We start from the raw sequence: 16420 nt of genomic DNA, 5'->3' as shown, positions 1-16420 counted from the left end.
AGGGGATGGCAGGGCATGATCGTCGATTCAGCGCCGCGCGTGCGGATCATCGTGCTGGAGGTTTGGAAGCCGCTGGCCGTGCTGTTTCTGTGGGACTGCGCAGTGACGGCCTTCTATTTCTTCCTGTCGCCTTTCGACGCGCCTGATTTGCCGATCACGCTGTTCGGCACCGCTGTCGCGCTGTTCCTCGGTTTTCGCAGCAATTCGGCCTATCAGCGCTGGTGGGAAGGGCGCGTGCTGTGGGGGGCGATGATCAACGCCTCGCGCAATCTGGCGCGCATCGCGGTCAACTATCTGCCGCAGGACCGGCAGGCGGCGCGCGATATCACCATCCGCCAGATCGCCTATGTCCATACGTTGCGCCACAGCCTGCGCCGCGAAGCGCCCGATGCCGATCTCGCGCGCCTGTTGCCGGCGGCCGAGATGGCGGCGGTGATGGCGCGGAAGAACTCGGCCAACGCGCTGCTCGACGATATCGGCGCGCGGATCGCGCGAGCGCGGACCGAAGGGCGGATCGACACCATTCTCCAGTCGCAGTTCGAGCGCGTGCTGATCGACATCGCCAATGCGCAGGGTGGGATGGAGCGGCTGAAGAATACGCCGCTGCCGATGCAATATCGTTTCCTGCCCGCCTTCTTCGCGCGGCTTTTGTGCATGCTCCTGCCCTTCGCGCTCGTCGACACGCTGGGCTTCGCGACGCCGGTGGGGTCGACCGTGGCGGGTCTGATGTTCCTCGCCGCGCTGCAGATCGGCGACGACCTGGTCGATCCCTTCGCCAACAATGTCCACGACGTGCCGCTATCGGCCATGTGCCGCACGATCGAGATCGATCTGCTGCAAGCGATCGGCGATGAGGCGCCTGCGCCGCTCGCGTCCGAAAAGGGCGTGCTCTGGTAAGGTTTGGGCCGGGTGGGGGAGCGGGCCGGCGCCGTTCGACCCAACCCTATGCGTCTTCCAGCATATTGCCCGGCCGCAGGCGCGCGGCGTCGCGTGCGGGAGGCAGGCCGAACAGCCGCGCATATTCGCGGCTGAACTGCGAGGCGCTTTCGTAGCCGACCGCGAAGCCGACGCGCGCCGCCTCGCATTGCTCGGCAAGCAGGCGCCGGCGCGCTTCCTGCAGGCGGATTTGCTTGTGATATTGCAGCGGGCTCATCGCGGTCACCGCCTTGAAGTGGCGGTGGAAGGACGAGCTGCTCATGCCTGCCAGCGAGGCGAGATGATCGATGCGCAGCGGCGCGGCATAGTTGCGGCGTATCCAGTCGGTCGCGCGCCTGATCTGCGACAGGCGGCTGTCCGAGCGCGCGATCTGGCGCAGCATCGCCCCCTGCGGCCCCTGCAGCAGGCGATAGATGATCTCGCGTTCGATCATCGGCGCCATCACCCCCGCATCGGCGGGGGTGTCGAGCAGGCGGAGCAGGCGATGCACCGGATCGAGCAGGTCGCGGTTGATTGGATTGACAGCGAAACCGCGGCCGTTGGCATCGCCGGGTACCAGATCGGCATCGAGGAGGAGCGCCGCGATCGTTGACGGATCGAGCCGGATCGCGACCGAGATATAGGGTTTGTCGGGGCTGGCGTTGACGATCTGCCCGGTCGCGGGCACATCGACCGTCGCCATCATGTAAGTCGCGCAATCATATTCGATGATGGTTTCGCCGATCGTGACGCGCTTGCGGCCTTGCAGCACGAAGCAGACCATCGGCTCATACATGCTCTGGTGCGGGCCGGCGCATGCGTCGTCGACGTAAACGGCAAGGCGCGGGAAGGCGGGCTGCCAGTCCGGTCTCGCATGTCTGAGCGCCAGTGCGCACAGTTCGTCCATCTGTTCGTGCATTAGCATCAGATCGGCTTTCGACGCTGCGACCGCAACCCCGCGCGGCATGGTTTTGGCAGGATCAGGCAAGACTGTGGCAGCATCGGGCGACGGGAGCGCGCGAGCGCGCCCTATCTCCGCTCCGCTACAAGGAGGCGTAAATGACGACGACTAACAACGAGACCAGCTTCGGCGCTACCTCGACGACTGACGAAGTGCTTGCCGGGGTCGATCTTTCGGGCAAGCGCATCCTCGTCACCGGCGTATCGGCCGGGCTGGGCGTGGAGACGGCGCGTGTGCTCGCGGCGCACGGCGCGCAGGTGGTGGGCGCCGCGCGCGATCTCGCCAAGGCCGAACGCGCCACCGCCGAAGTGCGCGCGCAGGCTGCCAATGGCGGCGGGCTTGAGCTGATCGAGCTCGACCTTGCCTCGCTCGCCAGCGTTCGCGCCGCCGCCGATTCGCTTGTCGCGGCGGGCAAGCCCTTCGATCTCGTCATCGCCAATGCCGGCGTGATGGCCACGCCCTTCGGGCACACGGCGGACGGGTTCGAGACGCAGTTCGGCACCAATCATCTCGGCCACTTCGTGTTCGTCAACCGTATCGCGTCGCTGTTCGCGCCGGGATCGCGGCTGGTGAACCTCGCTTCGTCGGGGCACCGCTTCGCCGATGTCGATCTCGAGGATCCGGGCTTCGAGCATACGCCCTATGCCGAGTTCGTCGCCTATGGCCGCTCCAAGACCGCGAACATCCTGTTCGCCGTCGAGTTCGACCGGCGGCACAAGGCCAAGGGCATCCGCGCGACTGCCGTGCATCCGGGCGGCATTCAGACCGAGCTGAGCCGTCACATGGCGCCGGGCGCGACCGAGGCGCTGATCGAATCGCTCAATCGCGACCGTCCCGCCGGCGTCCCCGCATTCCAGTTCAAGACGATCCCGCAGGGCGCCGCGACCTCGGTCTGGGCCGGCGTCGTCGCCGATGCCGACGCGGTCGGCGGCCATTATTGCGAGGATTGCCATGTCGCCGAGATTACCGACGGCGGGGCCGATGGTATCAGCGAGGGTGCGCGCCAGGGCGTCCGTAGCTATGCCGTCGATCCGGAGCGCGCCAAGGCGCTGTGGGCGAAGAGCGAGGAAATGGTCGGTGAGCGATTCTGATCGGCTGACCGGGGAGCGCCCGACCCGTTCGGGCGCTGCCTCTTCATGAAGGTGGTGGACAGGGCTGGATTCGAACCAGCGTACGGGAAACCCGGGCAGATTTACAGTCTGCTGCCTTTAACCACTCGGCCACCTGTCCAGCGGGCCGCTGCAAAGCGAGGCGGCTCAATGGCGAAGCGCGGGAGCGCTGTCAACGGCCCGCATGCAGGCATGACGATTGATCTTGCGCCATAGCGGGCATCGGCGTCTAAGGCCGCCATGCGCAAAGGCCACAGACCATCCAAGCCGCACAGCGGCCGCCCCCGTTTCTGGGGGCGTCACGCCGTCGTCGCGGCGCTCGCCAATCCCGACCGCCGCGTCCACAAGCTGTGGGCGACGCGCGAGGCGATGGCGCAGCTTGGCGGGGAGATTGGCGACCTGCCTTCCTCGCTTCCCGTCACTTATGCCGATGTCGCCGATCTTGGCCGGCTGGTGCCCAGCGATGCGCCGCATCAGGGGCTGGTGATCGAGGTCGATCCGCTCGAGGATATGTGGCTGAGCGAGCTGCTCGACCAGGGGCGCGACGATCGCCGGCCGCTGATCATACTCGATCAGGTGACCGATCCGCACAATGTCGGCGCGATCCTGCGTTCGGCGGCGGCGTTCGACGCGCTGGGCATCGTCACGCAGGACCGGCACGCGCCGCCTGAATCAGGGACGATCGCGCGCGCCGCATCGGGCGCGCTGGAAATCGTGCCCTGGGCGCGGGTCGTGAACCTTGCGCGCGCGCTCGACGAGATCGCCGAGGCGGGCTTCTGGCGGATCGGGCTGGCGGGCGAGACCGAAAGCACGCTCGCCGAGGTGATGGGCGAAGCGCGGATCGCGCTGGTGCTGGGCGCCGAAGGCGAGGGTATCAGGCACAACACCGCCACGCATTGCGACGAACTGGCGCGACTTCCGATCAGCGACCGGGTAGAAAGCCTGAACGTGTCCAACGCGGCGGCGATCGCGCTTTACGCAGTCGCCACCCGCTGAGCGGGGGAATGAGCATGGCCCGACTGCCGCTTCGGCTGGCTTTCGCGATCGCGGCGCCCCTGCTGCTGCTCGGCTGCTTCCTGACGCCCGGCAAGTTCGTCTCGACGCTGTCGGTCAATGCCGACCGCAGCTTCACCTTCACCTACAAGGGCGAGGTCTATGCCAAGGACGGCGATGCGGCGGCGGCGCTGGGCAAGACCGCATCGGGCGGCGACGATCAGGACGATGATGACGGCACGCAGGCCGCGTTCATCCTGACCGCGCAGCAGAAAGGCGACGAGGGCGGGGAAAGCGCCGCCGAGAAAGCCGAGAAGAAGGCGGCGGCCGAAGCCAAGAACCGCGCCATCGCCGCAGCGCTGGCCAAGGAATCGGGCTATCGATCGGTCCAGTATCTCGGCGACGGCAAGTTCCTGATCGACTATGCGATCAGCGGCACGCTCGACCACAGCTTCATCTATCCGTTCAACACCGATGCCGAGATCGTCTTCCCGTTCATCGCGATCGAGCTGCGCGGCAAGGATATCGTGCGCGTGAAGGCACCGGCCTTCGCCAACGACAATGACATGCCGGGCACCGACGGCGCGGCGAGCAAGCTCGACGGCATCTTCACGCTAGACACCAATGCCGAGATCGTCAGCCAGAACAACGAGGACGGTGCGACGACGACGAATGGCCGCAAGACGATCGTCTGGCGCGCAACGCCGCTGACCAAGGAAGCGCCGACCGCATCGCTGAGGGTCGCGCCGCTCAAATAGGCAGGCGTTCGGAGCCGGTCATTTCCGTCATTGCGAGCGACGCGCGGCAATCCAGTCTTCGCGCCGGGCATCGTCTGGATTGCTTCGCTGCGCTCGCAATGACGGGGTGGGCAGCGTGACGATGGTCGCTGTAGAGAATGGCGGAAAAGCGCGATTCCGGTTTCTGGAAGTTGACAAAGTTGAGAGGCTGGAGCGGTCCTCTCAACTTTCAAGCGGCGGCGATGTCAAAGAGCGGGGCGCTGTTCGTCCGCACGGCGCATAGCATCGCCCTGCTGCTGTAGGACAGCATCGTGGTTGCGCGCCGCCCCATTCCCCGCGCGCCGAAAAATCTGCCCCGCGCGATTTTGGTGGCCCCGTTTTCCGACGACCCACGCCCTCCCTTGTGCAGACCGGGGAGCGGTCTCGACGGATCACTCATTGAGCAGGGGCTTTTCATGGGACGTTACATAGCATTCGCAGCCATCACGACGGCGGGCCTCGCGGCCCTGTCGCTGGAAGCGCCGGCGGAGGCGCAGACTGCGCCCGCCGCCTATAACAGCTGTTCCTATTCGGCGAACGGCGCCAACGCGCAGACCTATCCGCATTCCTGCGCCTCGACCTCGGTCAGCGGAACGCCGGTCGGCAACTGGGGGCAGATTTCGGGCGCGTCCGCGGCGATCGTCAACGGGCGCGTCGATGAGAGCGTGACCTATGTCAGCGGTCCCGAGCCCACCGCCAATTACACCGGCTGGGCCGACAATGGCTGGACCAACACGGCGAGCGCGACGTCAAACTCGCTGTCCTACGCCTATGCCAATGCCAATCTGTCGACGGGATCGGTCCACGCCTATGCGACCAACCCGGACGCCAATTGGGGGCAGAGCTTCGCGACCTCGCAGATCAGCGATATCGTGACCTTCAACAATAGCAGCGGCGGCGCGCTGACGCTGAGCATCGGCTATACTTTCGACGGGGTGTTCAGTGGCGTGGTCGCCAATCAGGGCGGCGCCTACGCCTCGATCTACATGGCGCTGACAACCCCCGACTATACGCTGAAGTTCGCCGGTTCGGGCAACAACCTCGTCGGCGGGACCAACGGCTATGCGAGTGGCGCGCAGGCGCTGATCGATGCGGGCGGAGGCACTTATGGCGCGGCCGGGACGGTCGGGCTGTCGACCTTCATGAGCGCCGCGGACTACAGCTTCACCGGCGACTATGATGCGGCGACGGGCTTTACCAGCGGCGCGTTCAGCACCGACATCATCATCCCCGTCGGCGTGTCGCAGCTCGGCTTTTCGTTGTTCCTCGACCTCGGCTGCCGCCAGCGCCAGATCACCTGCGATTTCGGCAATAGCGGGCTGTTCAAGTTCGCGGCGCTGCCCGACGGGCTCAGCTTCACCTCGGCATCGGGAACGCTCTTCTCGGCCTTCGCGACCCCGCCGGGCGATCCCAATGCGGTGCCCGAGCCGGCGACCTGGGCGATGCTGATCTTCGGCTTCGCGCTGATCGGCGGAGCGGCGCGACGGAAGAAGTCCCATGGGGCTTATGTCGTAGCGTAAGTGTCGGCGCCCCGCTCATGTGGCGGGGCGCCGGTTTTTGAAAGGATGTTTGCAAGGTCGCCAGTTTTCGGCCGAGTTGCGGCCGGTGCCGGTCATGAGCATAGTTGCCGAATGAGGCATCAGTTCGTCTTTCTGCTTGCGTTGGCCGTTGCGCTATCCGGCTCCGCTGCTTGGGGCGAAGAGCGCGATGAAGACGACTGCCTCCGTCTCCGGCCGGGCATCACCTCATCGGTCGAAATGGCGACCTGCACATCTGATCTCTCGGGATCACAGCAAGCATTGGCCGATGCGCTGGCCAATCTTCGCGCGCATATTCCGCGCGAACGTCGCAATCAGTTGGACAAGGCTCAGCGCGCGTGGCTCGCTTACAGGGATGAGCACTGCTTATGGGAAGCAGGGGGCAACCCAGGAAGCACAGGTTATAGCGCAGCAGTCATCGCTTGCGCCGCTGACATGAACCGTGAGCGCGCCAAATATCTGCGAGATGATCTCAGGGATCGTTGGTAGCGCTTTCTTCCTGTCCAATCTCGGTCGTTCCCGCCCGCAACTGCACCCCCTAGTCGCGGGGGCCGTCGTCCCGTTCCTTATCCTCGGGCAGCGGCGCGTGCTGCTCGGGCGGCATCGGCGGCGGGCCGCGGCGTTCGCCGGGGCGGGCCGAGAGGTTGAGGCCGTCGGGGCCGAGGCTGACGTTCAGCTGGACCGAGCCGAGATCGGTGTCGATGCTGAAGCTCGCGGCGTTGGCGAGGTCCAGATCCTCATCGCTGACATTGTCAGCTTCGTCATCTTCCTCGGGCGCGGCGGGGATCGCGGCGCCGGCGACGGCGCTGGTCATGAAATCGCGCCAGATCAGCGCGGGCAGGCCGCCGCCGTGGAGGCCGGGCAGCGGGCTGTTGTCGTCATTGCCGACCCAGACGCCGGTGATGAGCCCGCCCGCGAAGCCGATGAAGATCGCGTCGCGCCCGTCCTGCGTCGTCCCGGTCTTGCCGAAGGCCTGGACGTTGAGGCGCGCCGAATGGCTTGTCCCGCTGTTGACCGAGGCGGACAGGAGATCGAGCAGCATTTCGTGCGTGCGATCGTCGAAATGGCTCTGGCGGTTGAAGATCGAATCGTACCAGCCACGTTCCTTTTCGGGCAGGCCGTGCGGCTTGACCGGATAGGCGCCATCGGCGACCGCGGCATAGGCCGAGGTCAGTTCGAGCAGCGTCACGCCCGAGGTGCCGAGCGCGATCGTCGCGTCATTGCCGATCGGCGTGGTGATGCCGAGATCGCGCGCGGCGCGGACGACTTCCTTGACTCCGACCTGCTGGATCAGCCGCGCGGCAGCGACGTTGCTCGACCGCGCAAAGGCCTGGCGCAGCGTGATCTTGCCCAGATAGCGGCCGTCGCTGTTCTTGGGCGACCAGCCCTCGATCGTCACCGGATCGTCGTCGATCGTCGAATCCGGGGTCATGCCGGCGCGGAGCGCGGCGAGATAGACGAACAGCTTGAAGGTCGATCCGGGCTGGCGGCGAGCCTGCGTCGCGCGGTTGAAGGGGCTGGCGGCATAGCTCTTGCCGCCGACCATCGCGACGACGCGGCCATCGGGGCGCATGGCGACCATCGCCACCTGCGCCCGGCCGAGGCCGGAGCGGCGCACCGCGCGTTCGGCGGCGCGTTGCAGCGGCACTTCGAGCGTGGTCTGGATCTTCTGTTCGGCATAGACGTCGCCCGCGCGATCGCGCGCATCGGGCAGCACCCAATCGGCGAAATAGGTGCCGCTCGGCACATCGGCGACGGGGCGGACGTCGAGCGTGGCGGGCCCGGCGGCGCGCGCCTGCGACGCGGTGATCACCCCGGCATCGAGCATGGCGGCGACGACCAGCCTCTGCCGCGCCTGGGCGCCCTTGAGATTGGATGTCGGGGCGAGGCGCGACGGCGCCTTGACCAGCCCGGCGAGCATCGCCGCCTGCGCGATGGTCAGCCGCTCGGGCTCGCGGTTGAAATAATGCTGCGCGGCGGCGCGCAGGCCATAGACATTGTCGCCGAAATAGACGTTCGACAGATAGCGCTGCAGGATCTCGTCCTTGCTCAGCCGCGCTTCGAGCCAGAAGGCGATCAGCGCCTCGCGCAGCTTGCGGCCGGCGGTGCGATCGGCATTGGTGAAGGCGACCTTGGCAAGCTGCTGAGTGATCGTGCTGCCGCCCTCGCGCAGGCCGCCGGCGCGCATATTATGCCATGTGGCGCGGGCGATGCCGATCGGGTCGATGCCCCAGTGGCTGTAGAAGCGGCGGTCCTCGATCGAGGTAAAGGCGCCGGGGACATATTTGGGGAGTTTCGCGACCTCGACGGGTTTGGCGATGATCGCCCCGCGCCGCGAGATCGGCGTGCCGTCGGCCGCAAGCAGCACCACGCTGGGCGGCGCGATGGGCTTCAGCGAGCGCGACAGGGGCGCGGTCACCAGCAGCCAGCCGACGAGCAGCGCGAACAGGCCGCCGAGGATCAGCGACGCCCATTTGATCCGCCGCCACCAGATGCGGAAGCGCGAGGGCGGCGGTGCGGCGGGCGCGTCGTCATAAGGCGTCACGCCGGCGGGCAGCGGCGCGCCCAGGTCGGGATTCAGAAGATCGGGCTCGTCGTCGCGCATCGGATTCGGGGAACTGTCCTATACTGATAATACAGTAGCAGCCTGTCGACGCGCGGGGAAGATGCCGCGGCGATCAGAAATCCGGCTTGTCATAATGGGCGGGTGGCGTGATCACTTCCATCCGCTCGGAAAGCAGCGGGCGAAAGCTGGGCCGCGACTTGAGCCCCGAATACCAGCGCTTCGTCTGCTCGTGCCCGCGCCAGTCGATCCCGCCCAGATAGTCGGCGACCGAGATATGCGCGGCGGCGGCGAGATCGGCGAGGCTGAGCGTCGCGCCGCCCAGCCAGTTGCGGTGGTCGATCAGATAATCGGTATAGTCGAGGTGGTTGACCGCCAGCTTCATCGCGTGGCGCAGCACATTGGCATCGGGGCTGGCGCGATCGACGAGGCGCTTCTTCATCCGCTCGTGCATCAGCGGCTCGACCACGTCGGCGTAGAATTGCTCGTCGAACCACGCGGTCAGGCGGCGGATCTCGGCGCGGTTGATCGCGGTGCCGTTGATCATCGGCGCCTTGTTCACCGTTTCCTCGAAATACTCGCAGATCGCGACGCTGTCGATCAGCACCGTGCCTTTCTCGGCCTCCACCATCACCGGGGTGCGCCCGGCGGGGTTCAGATCGAGAAACTCGTCGCGCCGCTCCCACGGCGATTCGCGCACCAGCTCATAGCCGACGCCCTTCTCCCCCAGGAGGAGACGGACCTTGCGCGAGAAGGGGCAGAGGGGGAACTGATAGAGTTGCCACATCCGGTTCGCCTAGCAGGTCAAAGACCACTGGCCAACCGGACAGGCGCTTCCCGTCATTGCGGGGAGGCGGAGCCGACGAAGCAATCCGGCGCGGCCTTTGCCATCGGACTGGATTGCTTCGCTATGCTCGCAATGACCGGGACGTGGTCCGCTGCCCGCGCCGTCACTCCGCCGCCACGGCTTCGATCGCATCGTTCAGCGGCTGATCGAGCCGGTGGATCATCTCCTTCGGGCAAACCTGCCAGAAACGGTCGCGCCAGCGATCCCAGTCGTCGAGGATGCTGTTCGCCCATTTGCTGTCGGTCGCGACGACATGCTCGGCGATCAGCGCCTTGGCGCGCGCTTCCCACCAGGCCGAGCCGAAACGCTGCCAGATGATGCTGTCGGGATTGGCGCGGCGTTCGAAATCGCCGGTCTCGTCGAGCACGAAGGCCATGCCGCCGGTCATGCCCGCGCCGAAATTCTGCCCGACCTGGCCGAGGATCACCGCAGTGCCCCCGGTCATATATTCGCAGCCGTTCGCGCCGCAGCCCTCGACCACCACGGTCGCGCCCGAATTGCGCACCGCGAAGCGCTCGCCCGCCTGACCGGCGGCAAACAGCTTGCCCGAGGTCGCGCCGTAGAGGACGGTGTTGCCGACGATCGTGTTGCGGTGGCTGTCGAGCGGCGAGCTGACCATCGGGCGCACCGCGATGATCCCGCCCGAAAGCCCCTTGCCGACATAGTCGTTGGCGTCGCCGAACACCTCGAGCGTGATGCCCTTTGCCATGAAGGCGCCGAGCGACTGGCCGGCCGAGCCGCGCAGGCGGACGAGGACGTGGTTGTCGGCGAGCATCGACATGCCGAAGCGCCGCGTCACTTCCGCCGAGAAACGCGTGCCGACCGCGCGGTGGGTGTTCCGCACATTGTAGGTGAGCTGCATCTTCTCGCCGCGCTCGAATACCGCCTTCGCGTCGGAGAGCATCTGCGCGTCGAGGCTGTCGGGCACTTCGTTGCGGAAGGTCTCGATATTGAAGCGGCGCATCTCCTCGGGCGCATCGACCTTGGCGAGGATCGGGTTGAGGTCGAGATCGTCGAGATGCTCGGCGCCGCGGCTGACCTGACGCAGCAGCTCGGTATGGCCGACAATCTCGTCCAGCGAGCGGAAGCCGAGGCGGGCGAGGATCTCGCGCACTTCCTCTGCGATGAAGGTCATCAGGTTGATGACCTTCTCCGGCGTGCCGGTGAACTTGGCGCGCAGCTTCTCATCCTGCACGCAGACGCCGACGGGGCAGGTGTTGCTGTGGCACTGGCGCACCATGATGCAGCCCATGGCGACGAGGCTGAGCGTGCCGATGCCGAATTCCTCGGCGCCGAGGATCGCGGCGATGACGATGTCGCGCCCGGTCTTGAGCCCGCCGTCGGTGCGCAGCTTCACGCGGTGGCGGAGCCCGTTGAGCGTCAGCACCTGATTGGCCTCGGTCAGCCCCATTTCCCAGGGCGTGCCGGCATATTTGATGCTCGTCTGCGGCGACGCGCCGGTGCCACCGACATGGCCCGAGACAAGGATCACGTCCGCATGCGCCTTGGCGACGCCCGCCGCGACGGTGCCGATGCCCGCCGAGCTGACCAGCTTCACGCAGACGCGCGCGCGCGGATTGATCTGCTTCAGGTCGTAGATGAGCTGCGCCAGATCCTCGATCGAATAGATATCGTGGTGCGGCGGCGGCGAGATGAGCGTGACGCCCGGCGTCGCGTGGCGCAGCTTGGCGATGAACTCGGTGACCTTGAAGCCGGGCAGCTGGCCGCCCTCGCCGGGCTTGGCGCCCTGCGCGACCTTGATCTCAAGCTCCTCGGCGGCGCCGAGATATTCGGCGGTGACGCCGAAGCGGCCCGACGCGATCTGCTTGATCACCGAATTGGCGTTGTCGCCATTCTGATAGGGGGTGTAGCGCTCCCTGGCCTCGCCGCCTTCGCCCGACACCGCCTTGGCGCCGATGCGGTTCATCGCGATCGCCAGCGTCTCGTGCGCCTCGGGGCTCAAGGCGCCCAGCGACATGCCGGGGGTGACGAAGCGCTTGCGGATTTCGGTGATCGCCTCGACCTGATCGATCGGCAGCGGCTGCTTGGCGTAGTTGAACTCGAGCAGATCGCGCAGATAGATGGGCGGCAGATCGCGGACGCCGCGCGCGAACTGCAGATAGGTCGAGTAGCTGTCAGTCGCGACCGAGGTCTGCAGCAGGTGCATGAGCTGCGCCGAATAGGCGTGCGGCTCACCGCCGTGGCGCTGGCGGTAGAAGCCGCCGATCGGCAGCGTCGCCACCGCCGGATCGAAGGCCGCTTCGTGCCGCTCCACCGCGTTGACGGTGAGCGAGGCATAGCCCTCGCCCGAGATCTTTGCGGGCATGCCGGGGAAGAGATCGTTCACCAGCGCGCGGCTGAGACCCACCGCCTCGAAATTATAGCCGCCACGATAGGAGGAGATCACCGCGATCCCCATCTTCGACATGATCTTGAGCAGCCCGTCGTCGACCGCCTTGCGATAGCGCTTGAGGCAATCGTCGAGGCTCATCTCGCCGAACAGGCCGCGCGCCTGCCGGTCGGCGATCGCGGCTTCGGCCAGATAGGCGTTGGCGGTGGTCGCGCCGACGCCGATCAGCACCGCGAAATAATGGGTGTCGAGGCATTCAGCCGAGCGGACGTTGATCGAGGCGTAGCTGCGCAGGCCCCGCCGCACGAGGTGCGTGTGGACGGCGGCGGCGGCGAGCACCATCTGGATGGCGACGCGATCCTCGCCCACCGTCTCGTCGGTCAGGAACAATTCGGTCCGCCCCTCGCGCACCGCCTTTTCGGCCTCGGCACGGACATGCGCGATGGCGTGGCGCAGTGCATCGGGCCCCTGATGGCGCTGGAAGGTGCAGTCGATCACCGCCGACTGGCCGGCGAAATGGGCGCGCAGACGATCCCATTCGGCCGAGCTGAGCACCGGCGATTCGAGCACCAGCACGTCCGAGCGCTGACCCTCGGTGTCGAGGATGTTGGCGAGATTGCCGAAGCGCGTCTTGAGGCTCATCACGTTCGATTCGCGCAGGGAATCGATCGGCGGATTGGTGACCTGCGAGAAATTCTGGCGGAAGAACTGGCTGATCAGGCGCGGCTTTTCCGAGATGACGGCGAGGGGCGTGTCGTCGCCCATCGATCCGACCGCTTCTTTGGAATCGGCGACCATCGGCGAGAGGATCAGCTCCATATCCTCGAGCGTCTGGCCCGCCGCGACCTGGCGGCGCATCAGATCGGCGCGCTCGTAGCGGCCGCTGACCTTGCCGGGATGCGCGGGGAGATCGTCGAGCGAGAGGAAGCCGCCGCCCATCTCGGCATAGGGCTGTTCGCCCGCGATGCGATCCTTGATCTCGAGATCGTGGTAGAGGCGGCCCTCGTCGAGATCGACCGCGATCATCTGCCCCGGCCCCAGCCGCCCCTTGGCGACGACGGTGCTTTCGGGGACGACGACCATGCCCGTTTCCGACCCGACGATCAGCAGATTGTCCGCAGTTTCGGTATAGCGCAGCGGGCGCAGCGCGTTGCGGTCCATGCCCGCGACCGCCCAGCGTCCGTCGGTCATCGCTAGCGCCGCCGGCCCGTCCCACGGCTCCATCACCGAGGCGAGATAGGCATACATGGCGGCATGCGATTCAGGCATGTCGTTGCCGTTCTGCCAGGCTTCGGGGACGAGCATCAGCTTGGCGGTCGGCGCGTCGCGACCGGCGCGGCAGATCGCCTCGAACGCGGCATCGAGTGCTGCGGTATCCGAAGCGCCGGCCGGGATCACCGGCTTGATGTCCTCGCTATGCTCGCCGAAGGCGATCGAGGCCATCTTGATCTCGTGGCTCTTCATCCAGTTCTTGTTGCCGCGGATCGTGTTGATCTCGCCATTATGCGCCAGCGTGCGGAAGGGCTGGGCCAGCCACCATTGCGGGAAGGTGTTGGTCGAATAACGCTGGTGGAAGATGGCGACGCGGCTTTCGAAGCGCTCGTCGACCAGATCGGGATAGAAGACCGACAGCGATTCCGCGAGGAACAGCCCCTTGTAGATGATCGAGCGGCACGACAGCGAGCAGATGTAGAAGCCGCTGATTTGCGCCGCGATCACCTTCTTCTCGATCCGGCGGCGGACGAGGTAGAGGTCCTTTTCGAAGTCACCCGCGTCCTGATCGGCGGGCAGGGGCCCCGCGATCATGATCTGCTCGATCTCCGGGCGCGTCGCCTGAGCCTTGGGGCCGATGACCGACACGTCGACGGGCACCTGCCGCCAGCCATAGATGGTATAGCCCGCCTCGATGATTTCGGACTCGACGATCGTCCGGCAGGTTTCCTGCGCGCCCAGATCGGTGCGCGGCAGGAAGATCATGCCGACGGCGAGGCGATTGGGCAGCGGCTTGTGACCCGAATCGACGATCGCATCGTCGAAGAAGCGCGCGGGCAGATCGACATGGATGCCGGCGCCGTCGCCGGTCTTGCCGTCGGCATCGACCGCGCCGCGATGCCACACCGCCTTCAGCGCATCGATCGCCGAGGCGACGACGCGGCGGCTGGGCCGGCCGTCGGTCGCGGCGACGAGGCCGACGCCGCAGGCGTCGCTTTCAAATTCGGGCCGGTACATACCCTCGCGGGCAAGGCGTTCGCGCTGGTCCATCATTGCTCCGCTCCCTTCTTCGCGGGCGAGGTCGTCGTTCGGGCCGGAGGCGGGGGCAGGTGGGCGGTCGCCGCCTTCACCTTCTCCATGATCGCCGGCATGTCCTTCATCATCTCGGGGATGAAGGCCTGCATCCGCTTCATGATCGCGGGATCGGTCATCAGCATCATCGATTCGTTCGCATAGGCCTTGCCCGTCGGCGTCGCGAAGAAGCGGCTGAGCTCGCCGAGCTGCTCGACGTTGAACTTCGCGGCATAGGCCTCGGCGACGCCTTCGCGAATGTCGGGCTCGAAGCGCGACATGATCTTGGCCATCTCGCCCATCAGCGTATCCATGGTCAGCTTCAGCCGTTCGTCGAAATAGGGATCCTTCTTGCGCGCCTCGTCGAGCGGGAGGCCGAAGGCGTTGCCCGCCATCATGTCCATCATCGCGCCCGTCGAGCGCTGCATGATCCGGGCATAGGTGCCGAGCGGCCAGATCGAGTCCACGACGACGCGCGCAGCGGCAAGGCGCTGGGGATCGATCGAGGTCTGGAGCGTCATCGCCGCAGCGGGGGCGGCGGCCGGGGCCTGTGCCAGCGCCGGCGCGGCGACCGAGGCCGCGAGGATGAGGAGAAGCGGCTTCACGCGACAGCCCTTTCGCGCGCGGACGGCGCGAGCGCCCTGGCCTTCAGATAGCGGTGCATGTGCGCCGCGACGTCGCGGCCGTCGCGGATCGCCCAGACGACGAGCGAAGCGCCACGCACGATGTCGCCAGCGGCGAAGACGCCGTCGAGGCTGGTCATCATGCTCTTGTGATCGATGCGGACGGTGCCCCAGCGCGTGACGCCGAGCTCGGCCGCGCCGAACAGCGTCGGCAGATCCTCCGCATCGAAGCCGAGCGCGGTGATCACCAGATCGGCGTCGAGGCGGAAGGCGCTGCCCGGATCGGGTTCGGGCGCGCGGCGGCCGCTGGCATCGGGCGCGCCAAGGCGCATCTTCGTCGCGCGGACGGCGCCGACCTGCTTGTCCGTCGCCTCGAACGCCTCGGGTGCGGAAAGCCAGACGAACTCGACGCCTTCCTCCTCGGCATTGGCGACCTCGCGCTGCGACCCCGGCATGTTGGCGCGATCGCGGCGGTAGAGGCACTTCACCGATTTTGCGCCCTGGCGGATCGCGGTGCGCACGCAATCCATCGCGGTGTCGCCGCCGCCGATGACGACGACATGCTTGCCCGCGGCATTGAGCGATCCGTCCTCGAAGGCGGGAACGGCGTCGCCGAAGCTCTTGCGGTTGGAGGCGATGAGATAATCGAGCGCCTTGACGATGCCCGCGCTGCCGATGCCCGGCGCCTTGATCGCGCGCGCTTTGTAGACGCCGGTCGCGATCAGCAGCGCATCGTGGCGCTGGCGCAGTTCATCGAGGCTGGCATCGTCGCCGACGTTGAAGCCGGTGTGGAAGACCACGCCGCCTTCGGCCAGCCGGTCGACGCGACGCATCACCACCTGCTTTTCCAGCTTGAAGCCGGGAATGCCGTAGGTCAGCAGCCCGCCCGCGCGATCGTGGCGATCATAGACATGGACCTCATAACCCTCGACGCGCAGATATTCGGCGGCGGTCAGCCCGGCCGGCCCCGCGCCGATGATCCCGACCGACTGGCCGCGATCGCCGCGCGCGCGCAGCGGCTCGACCCAGCCTTCGGCCCAGGCGGTGTCGGTGATGAATTTCTCGACCGAGCCGATCGTGACGGCGCCGTGGCCGGAGAATTCGATCACGCAATTGCCTTCGCACAGCCGGTCCTGCGGGCAGATGCGGCCGCAGATCTCGGGCATGGTCGAGGTTGCGTTGGACAGTTCATAGGCTTCGCGCAGCCGCCCCTCGGCGGTCAGGCGCAGCCAGTCCGGGATGTGATTGTGGAGCGGGCAATGGACCGAGCAATAAGGCACGCCGCATTGCGAACAGCGCGCGGCCTGCCCCTCCGCATCGGGGGCGGCATAACGGTCGGCGATCTCGCGGAAGTCCGCCGCGCGCTCGGCAGCGTCGCGCTTGCCCGGATAATCCTGGGCCGTGACGACGAACTTCAACATCGGGTTGTCGGCCATGCCTGATCCTTTCCGGCATGGACCAA

General features: G+C 66.7%; 12 protein-coding genes and 1 tRNA gene. 6 read left to right on the top strand and 7 right to left on the bottom strand.

Annotated elements, in window-relative coordinates:
- Positions 1 to 15: 15 nt before the first annotated feature.
- The gene (locus AC3WT0_RS11855; RefSeq protein ID WP_492753718.1) at positions 16 to 897 is read left to right on the top strand and encodes a bestrophin family protein; all 882 of its coding nucleotides are present in this window, start codon (positions 16 to 18) and stop codon (positions 895 to 897) included.
- Between the two features lie 46 nt (positions 898 to 943).
- Here the strand turns inward: AC3WT0_RS11855 and AC3WT0_RS11850 are convergent, their stop codons facing one another.
- The gene (locus tag AC3WT0_RS11850) at positions 944 to 1840 is read right to left on the bottom strand and encodes an AraC family transcriptional regulator (RefSeq protein WP_492753717.1); all 897 of its coding nucleotides are present in this window, start codon (positions 1838 to 1840) and stop codon (positions 944 to 946) included.
- Positions 1841 to 1974: 134 nt separating this feature from the next.
- Between AC3WT0_RS11850 and AC3WT0_RS11845 the strand changes: the two genes are divergently transcribed.
- On the top strand, positions 1975 to 2967 hold the full coding sequence (locus AC3WT0_RS11845; RefSeq protein ID WP_492753716.1) for an SDR family NAD(P)-dependent oxidoreductase: 993 nt from the start codon (positions 1975 to 1977) through the stop codon (positions 2965 to 2967).
- A gap of 52 nt (positions 2968 to 3019) precedes the next feature.
- Here the strand turns inward: AC3WT0_RS11845 and AC3WT0_RS11840 are convergent.
- A tRNA-Tyr gene (locus AC3WT0_RS11840) sits at positions 3020 to 3106 on the bottom strand.
- A gap of 119 nt (positions 3107 to 3225) precedes the next feature.
- On the opposite strand from AC3WT0_RS11840, the gene rlmB reads away from it, so the two are divergent.
- The 4 genes from rlmB to AC3WT0_RS11820 all read left to right on the top strand — a co-directional run bounded on the left by rlmB (position 3226) and on the right by AC3WT0_RS11820 (position 6781).
- Entirely contained in the window at positions 3226 to 3981 is a 756-nt protein-coding gene (gene rlmB / locus AC3WT0_RS11835; protein ID WP_492753715.1) for a 23S rRNA (guanosine(2251)-2'-O)-methyltransferase RlmB, read from the top strand.
- A 14-nt stretch (positions 3982 to 3995) separates the two neighbouring features.
- On the top strand, positions 3996 to 4736 hold the full coding sequence (locus tag AC3WT0_RS11830; protein WP_492753714.1) for a hypothetical protein: 741 nt from the start codon (positions 3996 to 3998) through the stop codon (positions 4734 to 4736).
- A gap of 434 nt (positions 4737 to 5170) precedes the next feature.
- The gene (locus tag AC3WT0_RS11825) at positions 5171 to 6274 is read left to right on the top strand and encodes a PEPxxWA-CTERM sorting domain-containing protein (RefSeq protein ID WP_492753713.1); all 1104 of its coding nucleotides are present in this window, start codon (positions 5171 to 5173) and stop codon (positions 6272 to 6274) included.
- 111 nt (positions 6275 to 6385) lie between these two features.
- Entirely contained in the window at positions 6386 to 6781 is a 396-nt protein-coding gene (locus AC3WT0_RS11820) for a lysozyme inhibitor LprI family protein (protein WP_492753712.1), read from the top strand.
- A gap of 49 nt (positions 6782 to 6830) precedes the next feature.
- Here the strand turns inward: AC3WT0_RS11820 and AC3WT0_RS11815 are convergent, their stop codons facing one another.
- From AC3WT0_RS11815 to AC3WT0_RS11795, 5 genes are all read right to left on the bottom strand, one after another.
- The gene (locus tag AC3WT0_RS11815; RefSeq protein WP_492753711.1) at positions 6831 to 8897 is read right to left on the bottom strand and encodes a transglycosylase domain-containing protein; all 2067 of its coding nucleotides are present in this window, start codon (positions 8895 to 8897) and stop codon (positions 6831 to 6833) included.
- Between the two features lie 73 nt (positions 8898 to 8970).
- A complete protein-coding gene (locus tag AC3WT0_RS11810; RefSeq protein ID WP_492753710.1) occupies positions 8971 to 9642 on the bottom strand; it encodes a glutathione S-transferase family protein in 672 nt (223 codons plus the stop codon).
- A 163-nt stretch (positions 9643 to 9805) separates the two neighbouring features.
- A complete protein-coding gene (gene gltB, locus AC3WT0_RS11805) occupies positions 9806 to 14317 on the bottom strand; it encodes a glutamate synthase large subunit (protein ID WP_492753709.1) in 4512 nt (1503 codons plus the stop codon).
- Positions 14314 to 14940, bottom strand: a complete 627-nt coding sequence (locus tag AC3WT0_RS11800; RefSeq protein WP_492753708.1) for a DUF2059 domain-containing protein — start codon at positions 14938 to 14940, stop codon at positions 14314 to 14316. Before AC3WT0_RS11800 ends, gltB begins: the two co-directional genes overlap by 4 nt.
- Complete coding sequence (locus AC3WT0_RS11795) at positions 14937 to 16394, bottom strand: NAD(P)-dependent oxidoreductase (protein WP_492753707.1); 1458 nt, start codon at positions 16392 to 16394, stop codon at positions 14937 to 14939. The genes AC3WT0_RS11800 and AC3WT0_RS11795 overlap by 4 nt, the downstream gene beginning before the upstream one ends.
- Between the last annotated feature and the right edge of the window lie 26 nt (positions 16395 to 16420).

This window comes from Sphingomonas sp. EU05-FHT14C10, assembly GCF_058790595.1.
The sequence above is the reverse complement of the archived record's forward strand: the minus strand, read 5'-3'. Positions and strand labels throughout refer to the sequence as shown.